The 23,235-nt window shown below is 69.1% G+C and carries 25 protein-coding genes; 11 read left to right on the top strand and 14 right to left on the bottom strand.

Features of this window, described 5'->3' with window-relative positions; all coding sequences use genetic code 11:
- Positions 1 to 65: 65 nt before the first annotated feature.
- The 7 genes from cmk to H3309_RS10780 all read right to left on the bottom strand — a co-directional run bounded on the left by cmk (position 66) and on the right by H3309_RS10780 (position 6,053).
- Positions 66 to 677 (bottom strand): (d)CMP kinase, encoded by a 612-nt coding sequence (gene cmk / locus H3309_RS10810; protein WP_182298679.1) that lies wholly within the window; start codon positions 675 to 677, stop codon positions 66 to 68.
- A 5-nt stretch (positions 678 to 682) separates the two neighbouring features.
- On the bottom strand, positions 683 to 1,162 hold the full coding sequence (locus H3309_RS10805; protein ID WP_182294724.1) for a glutathione peroxidase: 480 nt from the start codon (positions 1,160 to 1,162) through the stop codon (positions 683 to 685).
- Positions 1,163 to 1,231: 69 nt separating this feature from the next.
- Entirely contained in the window at positions 1,232 to 1,525 is a 294-nt protein-coding gene (locus H3309_RS10800) for a type II toxin-antitoxin system RelE/ParE family toxin (protein WP_207791494.1), read from the bottom strand.
- On the bottom strand, positions 1,522 to 1,788 hold the full coding sequence (locus H3309_RS10795; RefSeq protein WP_182294723.1) for a ribbon-helix-helix domain-containing protein: 267 nt from the start codon (positions 1,786 to 1,788) through the stop codon (positions 1,522 to 1,524). The genes H3309_RS10800 and H3309_RS10795 overlap by 4 nt, the downstream gene beginning before the upstream one ends.
- A 205-nt stretch (positions 1,789 to 1,993) precedes the next feature.
- Positions 1,994 to 2,731 (bottom strand): Bax inhibitor-1/YccA family protein, encoded by a 738-nt coding sequence (locus H3309_RS10790; RefSeq protein WP_182294722.1) that lies wholly within the window; start codon positions 2,729 to 2,731, stop codon positions 1,994 to 1,996.
- A gap of 113 nt (positions 2,732 to 2,844) precedes the next feature.
- Positions 2,845 to 5,349, bottom strand: a complete 2,505-nt coding sequence (locus H3309_RS10785) for an ABC transporter permease (RefSeq protein ID WP_182294721.1) — start codon at positions 5,347 to 5,349, stop codon at positions 2,845 to 2,847.
- Positions 5,346 to 6,053, bottom strand: a complete 708-nt coding sequence (locus H3309_RS10780) for an ABC transporter ATP-binding protein (protein WP_243453696.1) — start codon at positions 6,051 to 6,053, stop codon at positions 5,346 to 5,348. The genes H3309_RS10785 and H3309_RS10780 overlap by 4 nt, the downstream gene beginning before the upstream one ends.
- A gap of 58 nt (positions 6,054 to 6,111) precedes the next feature.
- Between H3309_RS10780 and H3309_RS10775 the strand changes: the two genes are divergently transcribed.
- Positions 6,112 to 6,723: an arylesterase gene (locus tag H3309_RS10775; RefSeq protein WP_317983319.1), complete on the top strand. Its 612-nt coding sequence runs from the start codon at positions 6,112 to 6,114 to the stop codon at positions 6,721 to 6,723.
- Positions 6,723 to 7,259 (top strand): RNA 2',3'-cyclic phosphodiesterase, encoded by a 537-nt coding sequence (gene thpR / locus H3309_RS10770; RefSeq protein ID WP_182294719.1) that lies wholly within the window; start codon positions 6,723 to 6,725, stop codon positions 7,257 to 7,259. Before H3309_RS10775 ends, thpR begins: the two co-directional genes overlap by 1 nt.
- Here thpR and H3309_RS10765 read toward each other — a convergent pair.
- Both H3309_RS10765 and priA read right to left on the bottom strand, forming a co-directional pair.
- Positions 7,251 to 7,853: a histidine phosphatase family protein gene (locus tag H3309_RS10765; protein ID WP_182294718.1), complete on the bottom strand. Its 603-nt coding sequence runs from the start codon at positions 7,851 to 7,853 to the stop codon at positions 7,251 to 7,253. The genes thpR and H3309_RS10765 overlap by 9 nt on opposite strands.
- A 9-nt stretch (positions 7,854 to 7,862) precedes the next feature.
- Positions 7,863 to 10,142, bottom strand: coding sequence for a replication restart helicase PriA (gene priA / locus H3309_RS10760; protein WP_182294717.1), 2,280 nt, complete (start codon positions 10,140 to 10,142; stop codon positions 7,863 to 7,865).
- Positions 10,143 to 10,198: 56 nt separating this feature from the next.
- Here priA and fsa point away from each other — a divergent pair, with 56 nt between their 5' ends.
- The 3 genes from fsa to H3309_RS10745 all read left to right on the top strand — a co-directional run bounded on the left by fsa (position 10,199) and on the right by H3309_RS10745 (position 12,767).
- Positions 10,199 to 10,852 (top strand): fructose-6-phosphate aldolase, encoded by a 654-nt coding sequence (gene fsa, locus H3309_RS10755; protein ID WP_182294716.1) that lies wholly within the window; start codon positions 10,199 to 10,201, stop codon positions 10,850 to 10,852.
- A gap of 7 nt (positions 10,853 to 10,859) precedes the next feature.
- Positions 10,860 to 11,774, top strand: a complete 915-nt coding sequence (locus H3309_RS10750; protein ID WP_243453695.1) for a tyrosine-type recombinase/integrase — start codon at positions 10,860 to 10,862, stop codon at positions 11,772 to 11,774.
- A gap of 696 nt (positions 11,775 to 12,470) precedes the next feature.
- On the top strand, positions 12,471 to 12,767 hold the full coding sequence (locus H3309_RS10745; RefSeq protein ID WP_182294715.1) for a glycine zipper 2TM domain-containing protein: 297 nt from the start codon (positions 12,471 to 12,473) through the stop codon (positions 12,765 to 12,767).
- A gap of 19 nt (positions 12,768 to 12,786) precedes the next feature.
- Here the strand turns inward: H3309_RS10745 and H3309_RS10740 are convergent, their stop codons facing one another.
- The 4 genes from H3309_RS10740 to H3309_RS10725 all read right to left on the bottom strand — a co-directional run bounded on the left by H3309_RS10740 (position 12,787) and on the right by H3309_RS10725 (position 16,247).
- Positions 12,787 to 13,428, bottom strand: a complete 642-nt coding sequence (locus H3309_RS10740; RefSeq protein WP_182294714.1) for a hypothetical protein — start codon at positions 13,426 to 13,428, stop codon at positions 12,787 to 12,789.
- 223 nt (positions 13,429 to 13,651) lie between these two features.
- Positions 13,652 to 14,041, bottom strand: a complete 390-nt coding sequence (locus H3309_RS10735; protein WP_182294713.1) for a hypothetical protein — start codon at positions 14,039 to 14,041, stop codon at positions 13,652 to 13,654.
- Complete coding sequence (locus H3309_RS10730) at positions 14,038 to 15,393, bottom strand: glycosyl transferase family protein (protein WP_243453694.1); 1,356 nt, start codon at positions 15,391 to 15,393, stop codon at positions 14,038 to 14,040. The genes H3309_RS10735 and H3309_RS10730 overlap by 4 nt, the downstream gene beginning before the upstream one ends.
- 212 nt (positions 15,394 to 15,605) lie before the next feature.
- A complete protein-coding gene (locus H3309_RS10725) occupies positions 15,606 to 16,247 on the bottom strand; it encodes an acyl-homoserine-lactone synthase (RefSeq protein ID WP_182294712.1) in 642 nt (213 codons plus the stop codon).
- A 124-nt stretch (positions 16,248 to 16,371) separates the two neighbouring features.
- On the opposite strand from H3309_RS10725, the gene thyA reads away from it, so the two are divergent.
- The 5 genes from thyA to H3309_RS10700 are packed head-to-tail and all read left to right on the top strand — an operon-like array spanning position 16,372 to position 19,348.
- Entirely contained in the window at positions 16,372 to 17,262 is an 891-nt protein-coding gene (gene thyA, locus H3309_RS10720) for a thymidylate synthase (RefSeq protein WP_243453693.1), read from the top strand.
- A complete protein-coding gene (locus H3309_RS10715; protein WP_182294711.1) occupies positions 17,259 to 17,762 on the top strand; it encodes a dihydrofolate reductase in 504 nt (167 codons plus the stop codon). Before thyA ends, H3309_RS10715 begins: the two co-directional genes overlap by 4 nt.
- Positions 17,759 to 18,676, top strand: a complete 918-nt coding sequence (locus tag H3309_RS10710) for a bifunctional riboflavin kinase/FAD synthetase (RefSeq protein WP_182294710.1) — start codon at positions 17,759 to 17,761, stop codon at positions 18,674 to 18,676. Before H3309_RS10715 ends, H3309_RS10710 begins: the two co-directional genes overlap by 4 nt.
- A 26-nt stretch (positions 18,677 to 18,702) precedes the next feature.
- Positions 18,703 to 18,942 (top strand): DUF4160 domain-containing protein, encoded by a 240-nt coding sequence (locus tag H3309_RS10705; RefSeq protein WP_182294709.1) that lies wholly within the window; start codon positions 18,703 to 18,705, stop codon positions 18,940 to 18,942.
- Positions 18,935 to 19,348, top strand: a complete 414-nt coding sequence (locus H3309_RS10700) for a DUF2442 domain-containing protein (RefSeq protein ID WP_182294708.1) — start codon at positions 18,935 to 18,937, stop codon at positions 19,346 to 19,348. The genes H3309_RS10705 and H3309_RS10700 overlap by 8 nt, the downstream gene beginning before the upstream one ends.
- 99 nt (positions 19,349 to 19,447) lie before the next feature.
- Here H3309_RS10700 and ggt read toward each other — a convergent pair whose 3' ends face one another.
- On the bottom strand, positions 19,448 to 21,187 hold the full coding sequence (ggt, locus tag H3309_RS10695; RefSeq protein WP_182294707.1) for a gamma-glutamyltransferase: 1,740 nt from the start codon (positions 21,185 to 21,187) through the stop codon (positions 19,448 to 19,450).
- A 77-nt stretch (positions 21,188 to 21,264) separates the two neighbouring features.
- Here ggt and H3309_RS10690 point away from each other — a divergent pair, with 77 nt between their 5' ends.
- Entirely contained in the window at positions 21,265 to 23,232 is a 1,968-nt protein-coding gene (locus H3309_RS10690) for an alpha/beta hydrolase family protein (protein ID WP_182294706.1), read from the top strand.
- Positions 23,233 to 23,235 lie beyond the last annotated feature (3 nt).

Below are 23,235 nucleotides of genomic sequence, written 5' to 3'. Positions count from 1 at the left end.
GTTGATGTGAACAGCCAAACGCGCAGCCAGCCGGGGCATTCCCGTCTGCTGCGCGGTTGCGGCTGCTATGCGGTGCGTGATTGAACCAGGTGAATCGCGCGCTGCACGGCGCCGTCTATAGTCATTTCGCTGGTGTCGAGCAAGTCGGCGTCTGGCGCCTGTTTGAGCGGGGCGTCGGCGCGGCCGGAATCGCGCGCGTCGCGGGCGAGGATGTCGGCGAGGACGGCGTCGAGGTCGCTGCCGGGGAGTTCGGCGTGGCGGCGCGCGGCGCGCACCTGGGGGCTGGCAGTGACGAACAGCTTGGCCGGTGCGTGCGGGGCGATGACGGTGCCGATGTCGCGGCCATCGAGCACGGCGCCGCCGGGCTGCGCGGCGAAGGATCGCTGCAGCGCGAGGAGCGCGCCGCGGACGGCCGGGAGTGCCGAGATGCGGCTGGCCGCGTCGGCGGTGGCGGCGTGGCGCAGGCGGGGGTCTTCGAGCAGCGACAGATCGAGCGCGGCGGCGAGGGCGGCCAGCGCGGGGCCATCATCGAGGGATGTGGCGCGGTCGAGCGCGGACAGGCCGACGGCACGGTAGAGCGCGCCGGTGTCCATGTGCGGCAGGCCGAAGTGGCGGGCGAGCGCGCGGGCGATGGTGCCCTTGCCTGAGGCCGCGGGACCGTCGACGGCGATGAGCAGCGGTTTCAGAGCAGCGCCTCGACCTTGGAGGCGAGGTCTTCGGGCTTGGTGGTGGGGGCGAAGCGGTCGACGACCTGGCCGGCGCGGTTCACCAGGAACTTGGTGAAATTCCATTTGATGCCGGTGCTGCCAAGGAGGCCGGGGGCATCCGACTTCAGCTGCTTGTAGAGCGGGTGTGCGTTGGGGCCGTTGACCTCGATCTTGGCGAACATCGGGAAGGTGACGGGGTAGGTGAGCGAGCAGAAATTGGCGATCTCCGCGGCGTCACCCGGTTCCTGGGCGCCGAACTGGTTGCAGGGGAAGCCCAGGATGGCGAAGCCGCGGTCGGCGTAGCGTTTATAGAGCGCTTCGAGGCCGGTGTATTGCGGGGTGAAGCCGCATTTGGAGGCGGTGTTGACGATCAGCAGCACCTGGCCGCGATAGTCGGCGAGGCTCACGTCCTTGCCGTCCAGCGTCTTGGCGGCGTGGCTGTAGATGTCGGTCATGGTCGCGTCCCCGGTTGTTGTGGCGTGGTTTTGCCGGAGGGGACGGGGAAAGGGAAGGGGGGTCCGGGCTTAGGGATTGTCCCACGCGCGGCCAGCGTAAAGGATGCGAACAACGATGATGCTGTCGCCATCGATCCGATAGGCAATTGTCGCGCGCCGTTCGAATGCGATCGTACGGATGCCCGGGCCAAGGTCCTCGCGAGGGTTACCGGTATGCGGAAAGCTGGTCAGGATAGCCGTTCGACGGTCAATCCTTTCGGCGTATCTATAGGCGGTATCGGGATCAGACCGGGCGGCAATGTAAGCAATGATCGCGGCGAGATCGTTCGTTGCCGTTTCTGCGTAAAGGATCCGGAATGTCACGCCACCTGTGCCGCCCGCAGCGCGGCGATTTGCGCATTCACCCGGCGTCGCACCTCTTCGATCGGGACTGGCGGGCGCGGGTCAGCGAGCGATTCGGCGATCTTCTCGCGCCAGATGTGGGTGAGCGCCTCCTCCTCTCGATCCAGCGCACGCAGGCCGGCGCGGATGACTTCGCTGGTGGAGGCATAGTCGCCGGAGCGGACGCGGGCGGCGGCGCGTTCGGCCATGTCGCCGAGCGAGACGGTGATGGTTCGGGCTGCCATGGACGGAATTGTAAGACATTGTCATGGTGGCGGCAAGGCTGATTTCGCAGGAGCGAAAAGAAAAGGGGCGCGGCCAAGCCGCGCCGTCGGACGAATCGAAATAGGGCGGGAACGATGCCCGCCCTTTTCGTTCGCCGTCCGGGGAGACGAGAGTCTGAGCACCTTCGGCGGGTTGCGTGGCAACCCGCCTCCAGGCCGCAGCCGCTTACTCCCTATTGCCGAGGATGCTCAGCAGGAAGGTGAACATGTTGATGAAGTCGAGGTAGAGGGTCAGCGCGCCCATGATGGCGGTCTTGCCCATCATGTCGGTACCCGCGACATAGTCATACATGTTCTTGATCTTCTGCGTGTCATAGGCGGTCAGGCCGGCGAAGATCAGCACGCCGACAAAGCTGATCACCATGGCGAGCGCGCTCGACTGGATGAAGATGTTCAGCAGCATCGCCACCAGCAGGCCGACGACACCCATGATCAGGAAGGTGCCCATGCCGGACAGGTCGCGCTTCGTGGTGTAGCCATAGAGGCTGAGACCGGCGAAGGAGGCCGCCGTGGCGAAGAAGGTCGTGGCGATCGAAGTGCCGGTGTAGCGCAGGAAAATGGTGCTGAGCGACACGCCCATCAACACGGCGAAGATGTAGAACATGCCCTTCGCCGTCGAGGTGCCCATCGACTGGATTTTGAAGCTGAACAGGAACACGAAGGCGAGCGGCGACAGCATTGCCACCCAGCCGAGCAGGCTGGCGCCGCCTTCCGGATTGAACAGCGCATTGACGGCGCCGGTATAGGCCATGCCGAGTGCGACCATCCCGGTGAGCAGCACACCCGACAGCATGTAATTGTAGACCGACAGCATGTAGCTGCGCAGGCCCGCGTCATAGGTGGCGGTGTCCGTGCCGGAGCGCGACAGCGCCGGGTTCCACCGCGGATCAACCTGATTCACCATTGTTCGTCTCCATGGGCCGGATGATTCCGGCTTTCCGCGCCAATATCGGGCATGTTGGAGACGGTTTCAAGACGCGCAATAAGTGTCAGTACTGAAATATCGCGTCGACGTCCCTACAATTCCCGCAGGACGCCATTGACCTTGGCGCCCAGCGCGCGGGCGGCGCCCGCCATGCCGAACAGCAGCGTAACAGCGGCGCCGGCGAAGACGGTGAGGAGCGCGACTCCCCAATCGGGCTGCCAGGTGAATTGCAGCACCCTGGTGACCGTGAACCAGCCGGCGAGCGTGCCGAGGCCGAGGGCGAGACCGGCGACGATGAGGCCGAGGGCGGCATATTCGAGCAGCGCCGAGCGCAGGATCTGGCCGCCCGTGGCACCAAGCAGTTTCAGGATGACGCTGTCATAGATGCGGGCGCGGGCCTGTGCCGCGAGCGCGCCGATGAGAACCGCGATGCCGGCAAGGATGGCGACGCTGGCGGCGGCGCGGATCGCGGTGCCCATCTGGGTGAGCAGCGTGCTGACCTGGCCGAGCACATCCTTCACCTTCACGACCGAACTGGTGGGGAAGGCGGCGCTGATGGCGCGGGTGAAGCCGGCGTCCTGCGACGCCTCCGGGCTGACGGTCGCCATCCAGGTGAAGGGGGCGGGTGCCAGGGTGTTGGGGTCGAACACCAGGACGAAGTTGAAGCCGAGGCTGTCCCAGTCGATGCGGCGGAGGTTGGCGATGGTGGCGGTGATCTCGGTACCGAGCACGCTGACCGTGATGCTGTCGCCGACCTTCAGGCCGAGTTGCGCGGCGGCCTCGGCATCCAGGCTGACGAGGGGCGGGCCGGCGTAGCCAGGGGACCACCAGCGGCCGGCGACCACGCTGTTGCCCGGCGGGATATCGGCGCTGAAGGTCAGGCCGCGGTCGCCGCGCAGGATCCAGGCGCCTTCGGGGATGTTCTTCATCTCGCTGACCGGCGTGCCATTGACGGCGGTGACCGGGCCGCGGAGCGAGGGCACCATGCGCAGGTCGGCACCGGGCGCGATGCCGTTGACCTTGGCGCGGAAGGCGGCCTCGTCTTCCTTGGGCAGGTCAAGAACAAAATAGCCGGGGGCTTTTGCCGGCACGGTGCGGGCGATCTCGCCGCGGAAACTGGTTTCGATGAGCGCCAGTGTGGCGAACAGGGTGAGACCGAGGCCGAGCGCGACGACGAGCTGCCGCGTCATGCTGCCGGGGCGGTGCAGGTTGGCGAGCGCCAGGCGGGCGAGCACGCCGCGCGGGCGGGGCAGGGCGGCAGCCGCGCGGCGGATGGCCCAGGCAAGCGCCCACAGCAGCAGGAGGAGCGCGGCGGCGGCGGCGAGGAAGCCGGCGGCGAACAGCGGCTCCGACGATTGCGCGATGGCGAGCGCGCAGACGAGCGCCGCGGCGGCGAAGGCGAGCGCGAGGGTGCGCCGGCTGGGCCAGGGCCATTGCTCGACGCCGCCGCGGAACAGGCGGGCGGCAGGAAGCGCGCCGGCGCGGGCGAGCGGCGGCAGGGCAAAGGCAAGGGCAACGAGCAGCCCGAAACCGATCGCGGCGAGCAGCGGCAGCGGGTAGAAGCCGAGCGCCGGCGGCACGGGGAGGGCATCGCCGGCGAGCGCGACGACTAGCTGCGGGATGAAGGCGCCGACCAGGGCGCCGGCTGCGGCGGCGACCAAGGCGACGCTGCCGATCTGAAGCAGGTAGCTGCGCACGATGAGTTTGCTGGAGGCGCCCATGGTTTTCAATGTGGCGATGGTGGTGGATTTGCGGTCGAGGTAGCTGGCGACGCCGTTGCCGACGCCGACGCCGGCGACGGCCAAGGCGGTCAGGCTGACCAGGCTGAGGAACTGGCCCAAGCGTTCGACAAAGCGGCGCACGCCGGGGGCGCCGTCGCTGCGGTCGGCGATGCGCCAGCCGGCGTCGGGAAACTGCGCCTTCAGCCGTTCGGTGGCGGCGGCGACGTCGGCGTTGGCGGGCATTTTTACCCGGATGTGGGCGCGGTAAAGGCTGCCGGGTTGCAGCAGGCCGGTGCGGGCGAGGGCATCGGTGCGGATGAGCACCGTCGGCCCGAGGGTGAAGCCTTCGCCGGCGCGATCGGGTTCGGCGTCCAGGATGCCGGTGACGGGAAAGCGGGCTTCGCCAAGCGCGATGGTGTCGCCGACCTTCAGGCCGAGCTGGTCGGCCAGCCCCTCGCCGATGACGGCCCCCTTTGAGAGGGCGGTCTGGACCGTGGCGTTGGAGGGAGCGCTGCCCCGCAGCGAGGCGGTGCCGTAGAGTGGCCAATTGCCGTCCACGGCTTTCAGTTCGCCGAGCAGTTCCTTGGCCGAGATGGTGCGCACCATGGCGCGCATGCGGATCACGTCCGCGGTCTGGCCGAGCTGGCGGATCGCGGCGCGTTCGGCGGGCGTGGCCTCCCGCTGGGTGAGGCGGACTTCGAGGTCGCCGCCGAGGATGGTCTGGCCCTGTGAAGACAGGCCGCCGATGATGCTGGAGCTGAGGCTGCCGACGCCGGCGAGCGCGAGCACGCCGAGGAAAAGGCAGACCGCGAGCAGGCGCAGCCCGCCGAGGCCGCCGCGCATTTCGCGCCGGGCGAGGTTCCAGGCCAGGGTCATGCCGCGACCGGGTCGGTCAGCGTGTCGCTGGCGATCAGCCCATCGCGCATGGTGATGATCCGGTCGCAGCGGGCGGCGAGGTCGCGATCGTGCGTGATGAGGATGAGGGTCGCGCCGGTTTCGGCGAGACAGCCGAACAGCAGCTCGACGATGGTATCGCCGGTGGCGGCATCGAGGTTGCCGGTGGGTTCGTCGGCGAACAGGAGCGCCGGGCGCGGGCCGAGGGCGCGCGCGATGGCCACGCGTTGCTGTTCGCCGCCGGAGAGTTGCGTGGGATAATGGTGCAGGCGGTGGCCGAGGCCGACGGCGGTCAGTTCGGATGCGGCGGCGGCGAAGGGGTCGGCGTGGCCGGCGAGTTCAAGCGGGACAGCGACATTTTCCAGCGCGGTCATGGTGGGAATGAGATGGAAGGCCTGGAGGACGACGCTGATTCGGCCGCGGCGGGCTTCGGCCAGCGCATCCTCGCTGAGGCCGCGCAGGGATTGTCCGGCGACGACGACCTCGCCGCCACTGGCGCTTTCGAGACCGGCAAGAACCGCCATCAGCGATGATTTGCCGCTGCCCGAGGGGCCGAGCAGCGCGACCCGCTCGCCCTTTCGCACCGCGACATCGACCCCGCGCAGGATGTCGACCCGGGCCTCGCCGCTCCCCAGGCTGAGCGTGACATTGCGCGCGTCGATCACCATATCGGGGGCGTGAAGCATGGAGAGTCCAGTGGGTTTGCGTGATGCTGCGGCGCGATATGGGCGCGGGGTTGCCGTTTTGCACCTGCTGATTGCGGGGATGCTGTTGTTTTTCAGCGGGGCGGCGCGGGCCGAGGCGCTGGTGCTGGCGTTTGGAGACAGCCTGACCGCCGGCTATCAGCTGAAACCGGCTGAGAGTTTTCCGGCGCAGTTGCAGGCGGCGCTGCGCAAGGAAGGGCGGGCGGTGACGGTGCACAACGCCGGGGTCAGCGGTGATACCACCACCGCCGGGCGGGCGCGGGTGGACTGGGTGCTCCGGGGGCTGAAGCGGAAGCCCGACCTGGTGATCCTGGCGCTGGGGGCGAATGACATGTTGCGCGGCCAGCCGGTGGCGACGGCGCAGGCCAATCTGGATGCGATGATCGGTGGTTTCCGCAAGGCGGGCATTCCGGTGCTGCTGGTGGGCATGCTGGCGAGCCGCAACCTGGACGCCGCCTATCGCCGGGCGTTCGAGGGCATGTATCCGACGCTGGCGAAGAAGCATGGGGTACCGCTCTATCCTTTCTTCATGCAGGGAGTGGCGGGACAGCCGGGCCTGCAACTGGCCGACGGGATGCATCCGAATGCGAAGGGTGTGGGCGTCATGGTGCGGGGCATCCTGCCGAGCGTGCGCAAGGCGCTGCCGCGCTGATGCATCGGCTCTTCGTGGGCCTGCCGGTGCCGGAGCCGGTGGCGGATGTCTTGGTCGATCTGATGGAGGATGTGCCCGACGCGCGCTGGCAGTCGGTGGAGCAGCTGCACCTGACGCTGTGTTTCATCGGCGAGGTGGATCGGCGGCTGGGCAATGCCGTGGCGGAAGGGCTGGCGGACGTGCGCGGTGGCGCGCTCGATCTGCGGCTGGGGCCGTTGGGCCTGTTCGCTCACCGGGGGCGGGTGCATACGCTGTTCGCAGGGGTCGGGCCGAAGGCGGGGTTGGCGCTGCTGTCGGCGAAGGTGACGCAGGCGGTGCGGGCGGCGCAGGCGATGCCGGAGGCGCGGGCGTTCGTGCCGCATGTGACGATCGCGCGGTTCGGCGGGCGGGGGCCGGCGGAGGCGGCGATGGCGCCGGTGCTGGCACGGGCGGTGCCGGCGGTGGCATGGCGGGCGGACGAATTGGTGCTTTACGAAAGTTTCATGGGAAGCGGTGGCAGCCATTATGAGGCGGTGGCGCGCTGGCCGCTACACTGAGGGAAAGTGCGCGGTTTCGTTGAGGCTGAGGACTGAAAGGCGGTCCCATCCAAGGACGATGAGGCGGGTGATCGAGCCATAGGCGGGGGCGAAGCGAAACTTGCCATCCAGCCCGAGGGCGTGGTTCAGCAGGATGTTGATCGGGAAGCCGTGGCTGAAGGCGACGGTGGCGCGACGTTCGGCCGGATTGGCGAGCATGGTCTCGATGATGGCATGCCAGCCGTCGAGCGTGTCCGACAGGAAGATTTTGCCGTCGCCACCGAAATAGCCGACCGGGTCGGCGAGGAAAGCGTGCCAGGCCTCCCGGCCTTCGTCACGGATCGCCTCGATGCGCTGGTAGCGGCCGCCGTCGCGGTCGATCTCCCCGATGCGGTGTTCGGTGGCGAGGGGGAGGTTCAGCGCGGCGGCGAGCGGGGCGGCGGTCTGACGGGCGCGTTGCAGGCTGCTGGCGACGAGCGCCGCGATCGCTTCGTTGGCCAGGCGCGCGGCGGTGGCCTGGGCCTGGGCGTGGCCGAGTTCGGTGAGCGGTGGGTTGCCGGTTTTCGGGTCGGCCATGTCCATGGGTTGGCCGTGTCGGACAAGAATCAGCTGCATGAGCAGGGCTTACAGGAAAGAGTGCGGATCGACATCGATGGTGACGCGGACGCTGGCCGGCAGGCGCAGGGGCGCCAGCCAGCGGCGGATGTAATCCTGGAGCGGGGCGCTGCGACGGGCGTGGATCAGCAGCCGGTGGCGGTGGCGGCCGCGCAGCATGGCGAGCGGCGCGGGGGCGGGGCCCCACACCTCGAAACCGGTGGCGGCCGGGGCCGTGGCGCCGATGGCGCGGGCGGCGTCGGTTGCAGCGGCTTCGTCCTCGCTGCTGATGACCAGCGCGGCGAGGCGGCCGAAGGGGGGCATGTGGTGGCGCAGGCGGGCGTCGCGTTCGGCGGCGTAGAAGCCCTCGGCATCGCTGGCGGCGATGGCGGTCATGACGGGCGCTTCGGGCATGTGGGTCTGGACGAAGACGCGGCCGGCGGTTTCGCCGCGGCCGGCGCGACCGGAGACCTGGGCAATCTGCTGAAAGCTGCGCTCGGCGGCGCGCAGGTCGCCGCCGGAAAGGCCGAGGTCGGCGTCGATCACGCCCACCAGCGTCAGGCCGGGGAAATCATAACCCTTGGTGATCATCTGCGTGCCGATGAGCAGGTCGAGCTCGCGATTCTGCACGGCGGTGACGAGCGCGGCGGCATCGTCGGCGCCGCGCACGCTGTCGGAGGTGACGAGCGCGGTGCGGGCGGCGGGGAAGCTGGCGGCGACCTCCTCGGCCAGGCGCTCGACGCCGGGACCGCAGGGGACGAGGCTGTGTTCCACGCCGCAGCTGGGGCAGGCAGGCGGCACGGGGGACTGGTGGCCGCAATGGTGGCAGAGCAGGCGGCGGGTCAGCCGGTGTTCGACCATCCAGGCGGTGCAGTTCGGGCAGTTGATGCGCTCGCCACAGGCGCGGCAGAGGGTGAGGGGGGCGTAGCCGCGGCGGTTGAGGAAGAGCAGGGCCTGCTCGCCACGGTTGAGGGTTTCGGTGAGCGCGGCGAACAGCGGTGGCGCGATCCAGCGGCCGCGGGGGGGTGGCGTGCGGCGCAGGTCGATCATGGTGATGGCGGGGAGCTGCGCGCCGCCGAAGCGGGCGGGGAGGGTGATTTCCTGGTAGCGGCCGCGGGCGACCTGTTCGCGCGTTTCCAGTGCCGGGGTGGCGGTGGAGAGGATGATGGGAATCCCGGCGAACTGCGCGCGCATCACGGCCGTGTCGCGGGCATGATATTGCACGCCTTCTTCCTGTTTGAAGGCGCTGTCATGGGCTTCGTCGACGATGATCAGGCGGAGGTTGGGGAGCGGCAGGAAGAGCGCGGAGCGGGCGCCGACGATGACCTTTGCCGCACCGGTGGTGGCGGCGCGCCAGGCGGCGCGGCGGGCGGCGGGTTTCAGGCTGCTGTGCCAGACGGTGGGCGGCACGCCGAAGCGGGCGGTGAAGCGGGTGATCCAGGGTTGGGTCAGGGCGATTTCCGGCAGGAGGACGAGGGTTTGGCCTTTTCCCCCGCCGTCAGCTTCGCTGACACCTCCCCCACAAGCGGGGGAGGAGCTTTGCGCTGAAGCCTCGTTGTCCTCGGCTCGCCTGGAGTCACCAGGCGGTCCTTTTCCATCCGGAAAGAGGGTGGCGGCGATGGCTTCGAAATAGACTTCGGTCTTGCCGCTGCCGGTGACGCCGTGGAGCAGCAGGGGGGCGAAGGTTCGGGCGGTGACGGCGGCGCGCAGCCGAGCGGCGGCGGCGGTCTGCGCCGGCGACAGGGTGGGGGGCGCGTGGTGGGGGCGGGGCAGGGGTGGCGCGGGTTCGGCGGCAGCGATGGTGTCGAAATGGCCCGCCGCGGCCAGCGTGCGCAGCATGGCGGGCGTGGTGTCGGCGAGGCGTGCCCACTCGGCGAGGGGGAGGGCCCCGGGTTCGTCGAGGTCGGTGAGGCGTTCCAGCACCTCGGCGCGTCGGGCGGTACGGGGGGGCTGGCCGGGCACGAAGCGCCAGTGCGGCACGCGGCGCGGCGGTTCGAGGGCGGAGAGCGAGGGCATGGCCATGCGCAGCACCGCGGACGGCGACGCGATGTAATAGTCGGCGACCCAGTCGATCAGGCGGCGCAGCGGTGCATCGAGCGGGGCGATGTCGAGCCGGGCGATGACCGGTTTGAGTTTGGCGGGGTTGACGGGGGGAGCGGTGGTGTCGTCGTCCCACACGACGCCCATGACGCGGCGCGGGCCGAGGGGGACCATGACGACGTCGCCGGGTTGCAGGGCCATGCCGGCCGGCACGCTGTAGTCGAAGGCGGTGACGCCATGTTGCAGCAGCAGGACGTGCACGCGGGACATTGACCGGATGTAGAGGCTGGGGGAGAGAGGCTCAACTTTGGTTGGAGTCCGTGCCCATGAAATTCTTTGTCGATACCGCCGATGTGGCCGAGATCGCCGATCTGGCGGCGACCGGCATGGTGAACGGGGTGACGACCAACCCCAGCCTGATCCAGAAATCCGGCCGCAACTTCCTGGAGGTGGTGCGCGAAATCGCCGGCATCGTGCCGGGACCGGTGAGTGCCGAGGTGGTGGCGACGGAGACGGCGGCCATGCTGAAGGAAGCCGATGTGCTGCGGGCGATCGGGCCGAACATCGCCATCAAGCTGCCGTTGACCTGGGACGGGTTGAAGGCGTGCAAGGCGCTGAGCGACGAGGGCGTGATGGTGAATGTGACGCTGTGCTTTTCGGCGCCGCAGGCGTTGCTGGCGGCGAAGGCGGGGGCGGCGTTCATCAGCCCGTTCGTGGGGCGGCACGACGATGTCGGCTTCGACGGCATGCGGCTGATCGACGATATCCGGTTGATCTATGACAATTATGACTATCGGACGGAGATCCTGGTGGCGAGCGTGCGGCACCCGGTGCATGTGCTGGAGGCGGCGAAGATCGGGGCCGATGTGGTGACGGTGCCGCCGGCCGTGCTGCGAGCGCTGGCCAACCATCCGCTGACGGATCGCGGCCTGGCGGCGTTCATGGCGGACTGGGCGAAGACGGGGCAGAGCATCGGGTGATGGCCTGGTGACGGGCGAAGCGCTGCTGGCGGGATGGCTGGACAGCCTGCGGGACGAGCGGCGGCTGTCTGTGCACACGCTGCGGGCCTATGCCGACACTGGCCGGCGGTTTCTGGATTTCGTGGCGCATCATCGCGGCGTGCCGCTGGACGAAGGGAGTTGGCATGACCTGACGTCGGCGGATGTGCGGGCGTTCCTGTCGGCGCGGCGAGGGGAGGGGTTGCGCAACGTGTCGGCGGCGCGGCTGCTGTCGGCGCTGCGCACCTGGTTCGCCTGGGCGGAGCGGCGGCATGGGCTGCCGGCGGTGGCGGTGGCGGGCGTGCGGGCGCCGAAGGTGCCGCGCGGGTTGCCGCGGCCGGTCAGCCCGGCGGATGCTCGGGCGGTGGCGGACGCGGCGGGCGAGGCGCAGGACGAGCCCTGGTTGGCGGCGCGGGATACGGCGGCGCTGCTGCTGCTTTATGGCGCCGGGCTGCGGATCGGCGAGGCGATGGGGTTGACGGCGGCGGTGCTGCCACTGGGTGAGACGCTGGCGGTGACGGGCAAGCGCGGCAAGGTGCGGATGGTGGTGCTGTTGCCGGTGGTGCGCGACGCCATCGCCGACTATCTGCGGCTGTGCCCCTGGCCGATGGGGCGTGACCTGCCGCTGTTCCGGGGGGCGAAGGGCGGGGCGCTGCAAGCCGATGTACTGCGGCGATCGATGCGGGGCGCGCGAGTGGCGCTGGGGTTGCCGGACAGCGCGACGCCGCATGCGCTGCGGCACAGTTTCGCCACGCATCTGCTGGCAAGAGGCGCCGACCTGCGCTCGATCCAGGAACTGCTGGGGCATGCGAGTTTACGCTCGACGCAGATTTATACGGCGGTGGATGCGGCGCATTTGCTGGATGTGTATCGAGGGAGTCATCCGAAGGCGCAGCGCGGCTGAAAATAGCGGCGCGTAGTCCGCTATTTCCAGACTCGCGCAAGCCTGGCCGGCGTGCGGTTGGCCTTGGCCAACCGACACGTCCGACAGCGCGGCTTTGCCGCGCTTCTTCTTTCTTTCTTTTGTTTTTTCGATTTCTCTGCCTCGACTACTGCCCGAGTTCGCGCGGCTTGGCCGCGCAGGGGCGGTGGTTCGGGGTTGGTGGGGACGCGCTGGCCCCCTCCGTCAGGCTTTGCCTGACACCTCCCCCGCAGGCGGGGGAGGGGCTTTGGCAGTTGAGCCGATAGTGTGGGCTGAGTGTCGAATGGGCCCCGGGTCGAGCCCGGGGTGACGGGGCCTCGGGTCGAGCCCGGAGTGACGGGGGCTGTTGGTTTGTTGCGGGTAGGAAATCTGGAAGGTTTGTCGCAAAAAGTGACAGCCTGAATCAAGGGGTTAGCGGAAACAGAGCTATTTGGCGGATCGCGCGGGGTGGTTTGCTGTTCGGGACCGAAGAGTACGCCGAACGACAAGGATCAGGGAATACCAGATTGGTTATCACATCTTTCCTCCACTGACAAGCGTTTTCTGTTCCCGTCGCGTTAACCCTCGGCATGTTTTGCCCTCTCCGTCCGGGCCTCGATGCGCTTGCTCGGCGCGTAGGATTGAACCGGACGCGCTGTGGTGCGTTGGACGGCGGTGTTGCCTGAAGAGGAGATTGTGATGCGTGCATTGATGTTGGCCCCCGCCCTGCTGCTGCTGGGCGCCTGTGCGACCGATGGCGGACGCTATGCCGAGCGCGGGGATCGCGGCTATTGGTATGGCGATACGCGCTATGCGACCTATGACCAGTGCCTTGCGGCGAAAAAGCGTTCGCGCGACCGGGCGGCGGTGGCCGGTGCGGTCGGTGGTGCGGTGACCGGTGCGGCCGTGGGCGGCAATGTGGGTGAGACGGCGATCGCCGCGGGCGTCGGTGCGATCGCCGGCGCGGCGATCGGCAACAGCGCCCGACGCTGCTGAGCCACCCAAAAGCGTTGGATCAAAAGCGCCCGGTGACCGTGAACACCGGGCCGCTTCCCGGGAAGACATTGCCCACGGCGCGCCAGCGATAGTCGAGTTGGCCGCTGATGGGAAAGCTGCGGCTGCCGAGCCGGAGGCTGGGGCCGAGGTCGATGCGACCGATGTTTCCCAGCCCATAGATCTGCTGGCCTGAGGCCCAGGCGCCGATGCCGGCGTCAAGGCTGAGCGAGCGCAGATCGAGCAGCGGGACGCCGGTTCGGCCCTGGATGCCGGCATAGCTGCTGACGCGCGTGATGCCGAGCGCGCCGGCCTCGGCATAGCTGTCCCAGGTGGCGTTTCGGCCGAACAGGCGATAGCTGCCGCTGAGTCCACCGGAGATGCGCGCCGCCCAAGTGGAACGGCCGAGCACGCCGATGGCGAAGCGGCGCTCGATGTCGATGGCGAGGCGCGGGTCGATCTGCCAGCGCAGGCCGAGTGCCGCCTCCGCGGTGGCGGGATCGATGCTGCCCTTGGCATTGTGGGCCGCGCTGTAGCGCGCGACGATGCGGAAGGGCGCGCTGGCGAGTGGGTCGGGGGTGAAGGACAGGGCGGCGCCGGTCTGGCCGCCGCCGAGGACGGGGGAGGCGGCAAGCCCTTCGTTCACGCCTTCGCGGAACTGCACGAAGGCCTCGCCGTGCCAGCGCCGGGTGAGCTGGCGGAGGTCCCGCGCCCAGTCCCTGGCCTGGGGGGCTTCAGGATCGAGCCGGACGGCCTCCGCCAGCGCCTCGGCGGCGGCGCGGCGATCGCCCTGTTTCAGCGCGGCATAACCGGTGGTGGCGCGGGCGAAGGCCGGGTTCGGCGCGGCTTTCGATGGCTCCGGCGGCGCGGCGGGCGATGGTGGGACACTAGCCAGTGCCTGCGGGGCGGGCAGGGCGGGGGGGCAGGGTCCAGCCGGTGGCGGCAGTGTCGGCGACCTGCATTGCCGGGCGGCGCGAGGGGGGCAGCGGCGGGCCCCAGCCGGCCGCCACCAGGCGGGCGATGGTGGCGCTGGCGACCTGCGCCGCGACGCCGGCGGCGACCTGGCTGGCAAGCGCGCTGGCCTGGGCTTCGCTGAGGGTGGGGGCCGGCGCCGATGGCGGCGCGGGGCGGGGCGGGGCGATTGCCCTTGGCGGCGGGGACGCGGCGACCTGAGCGTCGGCCTGTGCTTCCTGCCACAGTGCGGGCAGGCGGCCGATGCCCCAGCCGATCAGCGCGACGGTGAGGAACTGATAGACCCGGAGCGCGCCGCCGCTCATGATACCCCCGGAAAGCGATGGATGGTCTTGTCCCAGCGCGCCGTCTCGCCGCTGGCACGCAGCGTGCGATAGCGCTGCACGGCGCGCAGTGCGGCGAGCGCGTTGATGGCGTTGCCAACCACCGCGCGCGGGACCGAGCGCAGCCCTTCGCGCCAGCCGGCGGCGTGCGTGGCGAAGGCGGCGCGCACCAGCAGCCGCCAGCCGAGGAGCGCGGTGTTGATGGCGAGCAGCGCATGCAGCGCCGGCGACAGCTGCGCGATCAGGGCATCATGGCCAAGCAGCGCTGCCAGGGGCGCCTGGAGCAGCAGGATGATGGCGAGGCCATAGGCGAGCATGCCGACCACGGCGGTGTAGAGCGACTTGCGGTCGCGCAGCAGCATCCAGCGTGCCGCGACGCCGCCGCGCCAGCCGAGGCGATCCCAGCCGGTCAGGGCGATGCCGAGCAGCCAGCGGCTTTTCTGGCGCAGCGCGGCATCGAGCGTCGCCGGGAAATATTCCCGTGTCGACACCAGCGCGCCGGCGACGCGGACGCGGACCAGCGCGGCGCGGTGGCCGGCGCGGTGCAGGCGGTGGCCGAGTTCATAATCCTCGGTCAGGCTGTCCTGGTCGAACGGGGCGTCCGGGGCGCTGGCGATCCGGTCCAGCACGTCGCGGCGGATCGCGGTGGCGACGCCCGCGCTGGGAACGGGCGCCCCGAGCGCGCCGCGCACCGGCAGCTCCTTGGCGTGCGCCTCGGCGAACTCGTCGAGATAATGGCCGCCAATCCAGCGGGCGGTGGCGTCCGGCAGCGGCTCGACCGGCAGCTGTACCATGGCGAGGCCGGTGGCGAGCGCGGCGTCGAAGGTCCGGAGCTCCGCCGGGTGGATGACATCCTCCGCGTCGTGCAGGACGATGCAGTCGAAACGGCGCTGCTCGGCGGTTTCGACGGCCCGCATGGCGCGCCACAGATGGTTCAGGCAATCCGCCTTGGTGGTGGGGCCGGGCCGGCGGCACATGATGCAGCTGATGCGCGGGTCGGCGACGCCGGCGATGGCGGCGCGGGTTGCCGGATCATTGGGGTAGCAGCCGACGAACAGCCGCCAGTCCGGATGGTCGAGCGTGGCGGAGAGACTGCCGAGCATGGCGCCGATCACCGCGGCTTCATCCCAGGCGGGGACGAAGATGGCGTGGCGCAGCGGGGCGGCGGGCGGCAGGGGCAGGCGGCGCCAGAGCCGTCGTGACAGCCAGACCAGATCGACGGCGAGATCATCGAGCCCCGACAGCAGGACGGCGATGGCGGTGAGCCAGAGCAGTTCGTTGAGGAGAAGGGCCGGCAGCAGGGCGAGGGCGGACAGGAGGGGCAGCGCGGACACGTGCGAGGCTTTGGGGGTCAGGGATTGCGGTTGGGCCGGGCCGGGGAAAAGGTTGGGCGCTCCGTCCTGACCTGCCGGGGAACCACGGGGAGGGCCGTTGTTCTGGGCATGCTGGTCAGTTCGGAGCGCCCGAGGGCTGGGCAGGCTTCATACGGCGCAGGGTCGGAAATCGCCGCATGAAACCACCCGACCCTATCTCGATCCCGTTCCTTTCACGCCGCCAGGCTGGATTGGTCGAGGCGGAGCACGGGGGAGGAAATGTTGAACTTCTGCCGGAAGCGGCGGAGCGTCGCGGCGTTGACATTGACCTGAAGCGCGCCGAGCGACTGGCCGCCGACCTCCTTGGGCAGGCCGAGCGGTTCGACGTCCCAGCCGGTGGCCAGCAGCTGCGACAGGTAGGCGGTGTGGGTCATCATGGTATAGCGCGTGATGCCGACGGTCAGCGCATATTCGATGAGCGCGGTGGCCAGCCGTTCGCGCACAGCATTGTGGGCTTCCCAGTCCGCGAGCGTCGGCGCGGTGCAGAGGCGGGTGATCTCCATCACATCGGGGCCGCGCGGCACCTCGCCATCGATGAGCATGGCGAAGACATCGCCGAGCAGGTGGCGGCGGGTGGTGGGCAGCAGCCGGACCGAACCGAGGTGCGCGCCGGTGCGCGGTTCCTGCGCCACCAGATAGACGGCGTGCTCGTTGTCGAAATCATCGACCTCGAACCGGCCGTCGATGACCGGCACATTCCATTTCAGCTGGTCGACGAACACCCGCTTGCGATCGGCGTGCATGGCGTTCAGCGCATCGCGCTGCTGATGGCGGTTGCTGCCGTCGATCAGGTTGACGGGACTGTTCTCGATCATGCCGTTGCTCCGTTGCACGGGCTGCTTGTGCGGCGTGGCAGGCCGGATGCAAATATCCCCAATCGGGGATAAAGCGGCACTCCGCACTCTTGCGTGCGCGGTCGGGGCTTGGCACGGAGCGGGGATGCACCCCGAGAATGCCGTTCTGGACCTGATGCGCCGCGTGTGGACGGGCGGCAGCGAGCGGCGGGACCGCACCGGCGTGGGGACGCGGGCGCTGTTCGGCGAGACGCTGGCGTTCGACCTGTCCGGCGGGACGATCCCGCTGCTGACGACGAAGCGGGTGTATTGGAAGAGCGCGGTCAGGGAGTTGCTGTGGTTCGTGGCGGGCGAGACGCGCATCCGCCCGCTGGTGGCGCAGGGGGTGCATATCTGGACCGACTGGCCGCTGGAGCGGTACAACAGGGCGCATCCGGAGGCCTTGCTGAGCCGCGATGCGTTCGAGGCGCGCATCCTGGCGGATGATGCGTTCGAGGCGGCCTGGGGCGACCTGGGGCCGGTCTATGGCAGGCAGTGGCGGCGCTGGCAGGGGGCGGATGGCCGGGAGCATGACCAGCTGGCGGCGCTGGTCAGGGGCCTGCGGGACAATCCGGCGGGGCGGCGGCATATCTTCACGGGGTGGAATGTGGCGGAGCTGGAGCAGATGGCGCTGCCGCCGTGCCACATGACCTATCAATATTTCGTGGCCGACGGCCGGCTTTCGGGCATCCTGTACCAGCGCAGCTGCGACCTGGGGCTGGGCTTTCCGTTCAACATCCTGGAAGCCGCGCTGCTGCTGCACATGATCGCGCAGCAGGTCGGGCTGGGGGTGGGCAGGCTGACCTGGATGGGGGCGGATGTGCATCTTTATCTGAACCATGCGCATCTGGTGGAGACGCAGCTGGCGCGGGAGCCGCGCGCCTGGCCGAGGCTGACGCTGGCGCCGGCGGCGGACCTGTTCAGTTACCGGTTCGAGGATTTCGCCGTGGCGGGCTATGAGCCTCATCCGGCGATCGCGGCGCCGGTGGCGGTATGAGGCCGGCGATCGTGCTGGTGGTGGCGCGGGCGGACAATGGCGTGATCGGCGTGCGGGGCCGGCTGCCGTGGCATGTTTCCGCGGACCTGAAACGCTTCAAGGCGATGACGGTGGGGAAACCGGTGGTGATGGGGCGCAAGACCTTCGAGAGCATCGGCAGGCCGTTGCCGGGGCGGCACAATATCGTGCTGACGCGGCAGGCGGGCTGGACGGCCGAAGGCGTGACGGTGGTGCCGAACCTGGCGGAGGCCATTGCGGCGACGGGGATGAATCCGGAGGCGCGGGCCGAGGCGATCATGGTGATCGGCGGGGGTGAGGTGTATGCGCAGGCGATGCCGATTGCGACGCGGATCGAGCTGACCGAGGTGCATGTGGCGCCCGATGGGGATGCGTGGTTCGAGCTGCCCGTGAGCGGCTGGCGGGAGGTGCGGCGGGAGACGCATGCGGCCGACGGCGACACGCCGGGGTATGATTTCGTGACGCTGGAGCGGCGGGGTTGATCATCATCGGCGATGCGGTGCCAGCCTCGCTGCGCGGCGGGGTGGTGGCGTTGGGCAATTTCGACGGGGTGCATCGCGGGCACCAGGTCGTCATTGGCACGGCGGTGGCGGCGGCGCGGCAACAGCGCGTGCCGGCGCTGGTGGCGACCTTCGATCCGCATCCCAGCCGCTTGTTCCGGCCGGATGCGCCGCCGTTCGCGCTGACGCGGCTCGACCAGAAGCTGGACCTGTTCGCCGGCCTGGGTGTGGACGGCGCGGTGGTGGTGCCGTTCGACCGGGCGCTGGCGGGGTTGAGCGCGGAGGCGTTCGTGGACGACTGGCTGGTGGCGCGGCTGGGGGTGCGGCATGTCGTGACCGGCTATGACTTCACCTTCGGCGCGAAACGGTCGGGCGATGCGGCGGTGCTGGCACGGCTGGGGCTGGAGCGCGGGTTCGGGGCGGAGGCGGTGCGGCCGGTGACGGACGGGCAGGAGGCGGTGAGTTCGACGCGGATCCGGGCGGCGCTGGTGGCGGGCGACATGGCGGCCGCGGCGGCGCTGCTGACGCGGCCGTTCACCGTGCGGGGCGAGGTGGTGCATGGGGCGAAGCTGGGGCGGACGATCGGGGTTCCGACGGCGAACATCGAGCTGAAGGATTATGTGCGGCCGCGATACGGGGTCTATGCGGTGCGGGTGCGGTTGCCCGATGGCAGCCTGGTGGACGGGGTGGCCAATCTGGGGGTGCGGCCGATGTTCACGCCGCCCGTCGAGCTGCTGGAGGTGTGGCTGCTGGACTGGAGCGGGGACCTGTATGGGGTGACGCTGGACGTGGCGCTGGTGGCGCATCTGCGGGATGAGGCTGTGCTGGACGGGCTGGCGGCGTTGCAGGCGCAGATTGCGAAGGATGCGGCGGCGGCGCGGGCGGTGCTTGCATAACCTGTCGTGACAGGTTATTCGATGCCGTGGTCACGATCCATCGGCAAGGCGGTCTGTCGTTCGTGATCTATCTGGACGACCATGCGCCGGCGCATGTGCATGTTGTTGGCGATGGGCACGCAAAGGTCGATCTGGCAGGGCCGATGGGAGGGCCGGTGCTGGTTCGGGCGCATGGCTTCGGTGCGGGGGATTTGCGGCGGGCGATGGCGATCATTTCGGAGAGGCAGGATGAATTCCTGCGACGTTGGAGAGCGATCCATGGTTGAGGTGACAGATGCCGCCATCGAGCGCGCGCTTCAGGCCGGTGCGGCAGCGGAACAGGCCGAACCGCGGGCGCAGTGCGCGCGCTATGATGAAGGCAGCGACCGGGTGATCGTGGACCTGACCAACGGGGCAACCTTCGCATTCCCGCCGGCGCTGGTGCAGGGACTGGCGGGAGCGAATGTCGCCGAACTGGCGGATGTCACGGTCGCCGGCGGGGGGTTCGGGCTGCACTGGGCGGCACTGGATGTGGATTACAGCGTGCCGGGGTTGGTGAACGGCGTGTTCGGCACGGCGCGCTGGATGGCAGCGAGGGCCGGTCGGGCGACCTCTGCCGCGAAAGCCGCGGCAAGTCGCGCGAACGGCATGAAGGGCGGCCGCCCGCGGCGGGCTGCGGGCTCTTCGGCTTAGAGCGAGTCTCGATCTGACAGTGTCAGATCAGCCGCTCTAACTTATCGTTTTACCGCATGGGCTTCCGATGCTGGTGATTCCACCAGATCGGAACATGCTCTAGTACCCGGCGGCCTGGCCGTCCTTTCGCATTTCGCTGGCGCCCCAGTAGACGCGGTTTTTCGCGTCCCAGCGGATCGCCTGATAGCCGCCGACGTCGTCGGTGCCCGATTTCAGGACATGGCCGCGGGCCGCAAGCGCGGCGCGGGTTTCAGGGGTGAAATCGCGTTCCAGGAATAAAGCGGGCGGCTCGGCACCATCGCCGGGATCGGGGCCGCCGATGTGGCGCCAGCGGGGGGCGTCGCCGGCGGCCTGCACGTCCATGCCGAAATCGATGATGTTGGTGATGACCTGCACCTGGCCCTGCGGCTGCATCGAGCCGCCCATCACGCCGAGGCTGAGGAAGGGCATGCCGTCCTTGGTGACGAAGCCGGGGATGATGGTGTGGAACGGGCGTTTGCCGGGCGCGATGACGTTGGCGGCGGTGGCGTCGAGGCTGAACTGCGCGCCGCGGTTCTGGAACATAAAGCCGAGGGTTCCGCCGCCATTTTTGGGTGAGCGCGATGCGACGACGCCGCTGCCCATGCCGCGATAGTTGGACTGGATGAGGCTGATCATCATGCCGTTCCTGTCGGCGACGGTCAGGTAGGTGGTGTCGCTGCGTTCGGCGGGGTCGCCGGGTTGCACGTCGGCGGGGAGCGCGCGGTCCATGCGGATAAGCGCGGCGCGCTTTGCCGTGTAGGCGTCCGACAGCAGGGCGGCGACCGGCACCTTTACGACGCGCGGGTCGGCGAGGAAGCGGGCACGGTCGGCGAAGGCGAGTTTCTTCGCCTCGACCATGACATGCACGGCGTCGGCGCTGCCGAAGCCCATCTTCGCGATGTCGAACCGCTCGATCAGGCGCAGCATCTGGAGGGTGGCCAGCCCTTGCGTGGCGGGCGGCATCTGCCAGACGGTGTAGCCGCGGTAGGTGGCGCTGATCGGCTCGACCCATTCGGCCCTCATCGCGGCGAGGTCGGTCTCGCGCATGGGGGCGTTGTTGGCGGCCATGAAGGCGGCGATGTCCCGCGCGATGGGGCCGGTATAGAAGGCCTTCGCGCCGCCCTTGCCGATCGCTTCCAGCGTGCGGGCGAGGTCGGGGTTGGTGAACATGGCGCCGGCGGCGGGCGTGCTGCCGCCGGGGGCGTAGAGGGCAAGCGCATTGTCGAAGGCGGGGATGTCGGCGCGGCGGGCCGTCAGCAGCCTTATGTTGCGGGCCCATTGCTCGGCGATCAGCGGGCTGACGGGGAAGCCGTTGCGGGCATAGCCGACGGCGGGGGCGAGCAGCTGTTTCAGGGGCAAAACACCGAATTGCTGGTGCAGCACGTGCCAGCCGGCGACGGCGCCGGGGACGGTGATGGCGGCGGTGCCGGCGGGGCCGATGGGGCCCTTGCCGCCGAATTGGCGGCGCAGCGCCGCGACATCGGTGGCGGCAGGGGCGGCGCCGCTGGCGTCGAGGCCGTGGAGCTTGCGGGTTTTGGGATCCCAGACCAGGGCGAAGAGGTCGCCGCCGATGCCGTTGCCGACGGGTTCGACGAGGCCGAGCATGGCGTTGGCGGCGATGGCGGCGTCGACCGCGCTGCCGCCGGCCTTCAGGATGTCGAGCGCGACCTGGGTGGCGAGCGGCTGTGCCGTCGCGGCCATGCCATGTTGGGCGATGACCGGGCTGCGGCCCTGCCAGGGGGGATTGTTGGCGCGGTCGCCGGCGGCGACGGTGCTGCCGAGAACAGCAAGAAGCATGATGGCGAGGGGTTTCAGCATGAGAAACTATCATCCTGTCTGACGATTGACGGGATGATGGCGGTTTTTCATGATGATGCAAAGCAGGGGAGAAAGTGATGTTGCGTTTTTCGTTCGCGTGTTCGCTGCTGCTGATGGCGTCGACGGTGCAGGCGGCGCCGTTGCCGGATGCGGCGCAACGGTTCGGGGCGCGGGAGGCGGTGGCCGCGGCTTCCTTGTCGCCGGACGGCAGCAGACTGTCATATCTGGCGCCGGCGAAGGGGCCGGCGACCGCGCTGCTGGTGGTGGATCTCGCCAGCAACAAGGCCGTGCCGGTGACGCGGAGCGACGGCAATCCCAACCGGCTGTTCCGCTGTGACTGGGTGTCCAATGCGCGACTGCTGTGCCAGATCACGGGCGCGAGTGCGACCTCGACTCCGACCCTGGCAACCTATACCCGCAGTTTTGCGCTGGATGCCGATGGCGGCAACATGAAGCCGCTTACCGTGCGGCAATCGACGCGCACAATGGGCATCCTGCAATTTGATGGCGACATCATCGGCTGGAGCCCGGATGATACGGCGCGGGTGTTGATGTCGCGTGAGCTCGTGCCGGAAGAGCAGGTCGGCAGCCGGCTGAACAAGCAAGGCGAGGGGCTGGGTGTCGATTGGGTGGATACGGTGACCAATGTCGGCAAGCCGGTGGAGAAACCGCGGAAAGATGCGGTGTGGTATGGCGCGGATGCCAGCGGCACTGTCCGTTTGATGACCATTGCGGGCATGGACACCACGACGCAGATGCGAAGCGGTGAGTTCAGGTATTTCTATCGCAAGGCCGGCAGCCGGGAATGGGAGCGGTTCAGCGTGCCTGGCGGCGATCCGTGGCGGTTCGATCCGCAGGCGCTGTCGCCGGATGGAACGGTCGCCTATGCGGTGGCGACCAGCAATGGCCGCCGGGCGATCCATAGTGTGAGCCTGGACGGCAATTTCACGACGCAGGTGGTGGCTGACAGCCCGCAGGTGGATGTGGATACCCTGTATCGGTTCGGTCGGCGCGGGCGGGTGATCGGCGCTGAGATCGTGACCGACCGGCGGCAGGTGAAATATCTGGATGCCGGACTGGAAAGGCTGGCGGCAAACCTGGGGAAGGCGATCCCTAACCTACCGCTCATTGATTTCATCGCCGCCAGCCGCGACGAGCAGAAAATCCTGTTGCTGGCCCATGCCGATACTGATCCAGGGCGATACTATCTGTTCGACCGGAAGACGCGGCAGTTGAACGAGCTGTCGCCCGTGCGACCGCAGCTGGAGGGGGTGAAGCTGGCGAGCGTGCGCGCGGTGAGCATCCCGGCTGCGGACGGCAAATCGATCCCTGGCTATCTGACGCTGCCGACGGACGGCCCGCAAGCGGGGCTGCCGGCGATCGTGATGCCGCATGGCGGGCCGGCGGCGCGCGATGAGTGGGGCTTCGACTGGCTGGCGCAATATTTCGCGCATCTGGGCTATGCCGTGCTGCAGCCGAATTTCCGCGGTTCGACCGGTTACGGCGAGGACTGGTTCGGGTCGAACGGGTTCCGGGGGTGGAAGACTGCGATCGCGGACATCAATGCCGGGGCGCGTTGGCTGGAGGCGCAGGGGATCGCGGGCAAAGGGCGTCTGGCGATCGTTGGCTGGAGCTATGGCGGCTATGCCGCCTTGCAAGCACAGGTGCTCGATCCGGGGCTGTACAGGGCGAGCGTGGCGATCGCGCCGGTAACCGATTTTCAACGTCTGATCGAGGATGCGCGGTTTTTCACGAACCGTGACATCGTGGCGCGCGAGATTGGTGCCGGGCCGCACCTGGTGGAGGGATCGCCGGAGCGCAATGTGGCGGCGTTCACGGCGCCGGTGCTGATGTTCAGCGGCGACAAGGACACCAATGTCAGCATCCGGCATGCGCGGGCGCTGGACGCGGCGTTGAAGGCGGGGGGCAAGGAGAGCCGGCTGGTGGTCTATCCGGGGCTGGAGCACAGCCTGGTGGACAGCGCGGCCCGGGCGGACATGCTGCGGCAGAGCGCGGATTTCTTGAAGGCGGCGATGGGGAAATAGGGG

Source organism: Sandaracinobacteroides saxicola, from assembly GCF_014117445.1.
Lineage (GTDB): Bacteria > Pseudomonadota > Alphaproteobacteria > Sphingomonadales > Sphingomonadaceae > Sandaracinobacteroides_A > Sandaracinobacteroides_A saxicola.
The sequence above is the reverse complement of the archived record's forward strand: the minus strand, read 5'-3'. Positions and strand labels throughout refer to the sequence as shown.

Excerpts from the sequence above, each read along its gene's own strand:
- H3309_RS10805 (WP_182294724.1), bottom strand. The coding sequence starts at position 1,162 with ATGACCGACATCTACAGCCACGCCGCCAAGACGCTGGACGGCAAGGAC.
- H3309_RS10795 (WP_182294723.1), bottom strand. The coding sequence starts at position 1,788 with ATGGCAGCCCGAACCATCACCGTCTCGCTCGGCGACATGGCCGAACGC.
- H3309_RS10790 (WP_182294722.1), bottom strand. The coding sequence starts at position 2,731 with ATGGTGAATCAGGTTGATCCGCGGTGGAACCCGGCGCTGTCGCGCTCC.
- H3309_RS10785 (WP_182294721.1), bottom strand. The coding sequence starts at position 5,349 with ATGACCCTGGCCTGGAACCTCGCCCGGCGCGAAATGCGCGGCGGCCTC.
- H3309_RS10780 (WP_243453696.1), bottom strand. The coding sequence starts at position 6,053 with ATGCTTCACGCCCCCGATATGGTGATCGACGCGCGCAATGTCACGCTC.
- thpR (WP_182294719.1), top strand. The coding sequence starts at position 6,723 with ATGCATCGGCTCTTCGTGGGCCTGCCGGTGCCGGAGCCGGTGGCGGAT.
- H3309_RS10765 (WP_182294718.1), bottom strand. The coding sequence starts at position 7,853 with ATGCAGCTGATTCTTGTCCGACACGGCCAACCCATGGACATGGCCGAC.
- priA (WP_182294717.1), bottom strand. The coding sequence starts at position 10,142 with ATGTCCCGCGTGCACGTCCTGCTGCTGCAACATGGCGTCACCGCCTTC.
- fsa (WP_182294716.1), top strand. The coding sequence starts at position 10,199 with ATGAAATTCTTTGTCGATACCGCCGATGTGGCCGAGATCGCCGATCTG.
- H3309_RS10745 (WP_182294715.1), top strand. The coding sequence starts at position 12,471 with ATGCGTGCATTGATGTTGGCCCCCGCCCTGCTGCTGCTGGGCGCCTGT.
- H3309_RS10735 (WP_182294713.1), bottom strand. The coding sequence starts at position 14,041 with ATGAGCGGCGGCGCGCTCCGGGTCTATCAGTTCCTCACCGTCGCGCTG.
- H3309_RS10725 (WP_182294712.1), bottom strand. The coding sequence starts at position 16,247 with ATGATCGAGAACAGTCCCGTCAACCTGATCGACGGCAGCAACCGCCAT.
- thyA (WP_243453693.1), top strand. The coding sequence starts at position 16,372 with ATGCACCCCGAGAATGCCGTTCTGGACCTGATGCGCCGCGTGTGGACG.
- H3309_RS10715 (WP_182294711.1), top strand. The coding sequence starts at position 17,259 with ATGAGGCCGGCGATCGTGCTGGTGGTGGCGCGGGCGGACAATGGCGTG.
- H3309_RS10700 (WP_182294708.1), top strand. The coding sequence starts at position 18,935 with ATGGTTGAGGTGACAGATGCCGCCATCGAGCGCGCGCTTCAGGCCGGT.
- ggt (WP_182294707.1), bottom strand. The coding sequence starts at position 21,187 with ATGCTGAAACCCCTCGCCATCATGCTTCTTGCTGTTCTCGGCAGCACC.
- H3309_RS10690 (WP_182294706.1), top strand. The coding sequence starts at position 21,265 with ATGTTGCGTTTTTCGTTCGCGTGTTCGCTGCTGCTGATGGCGTCGACG.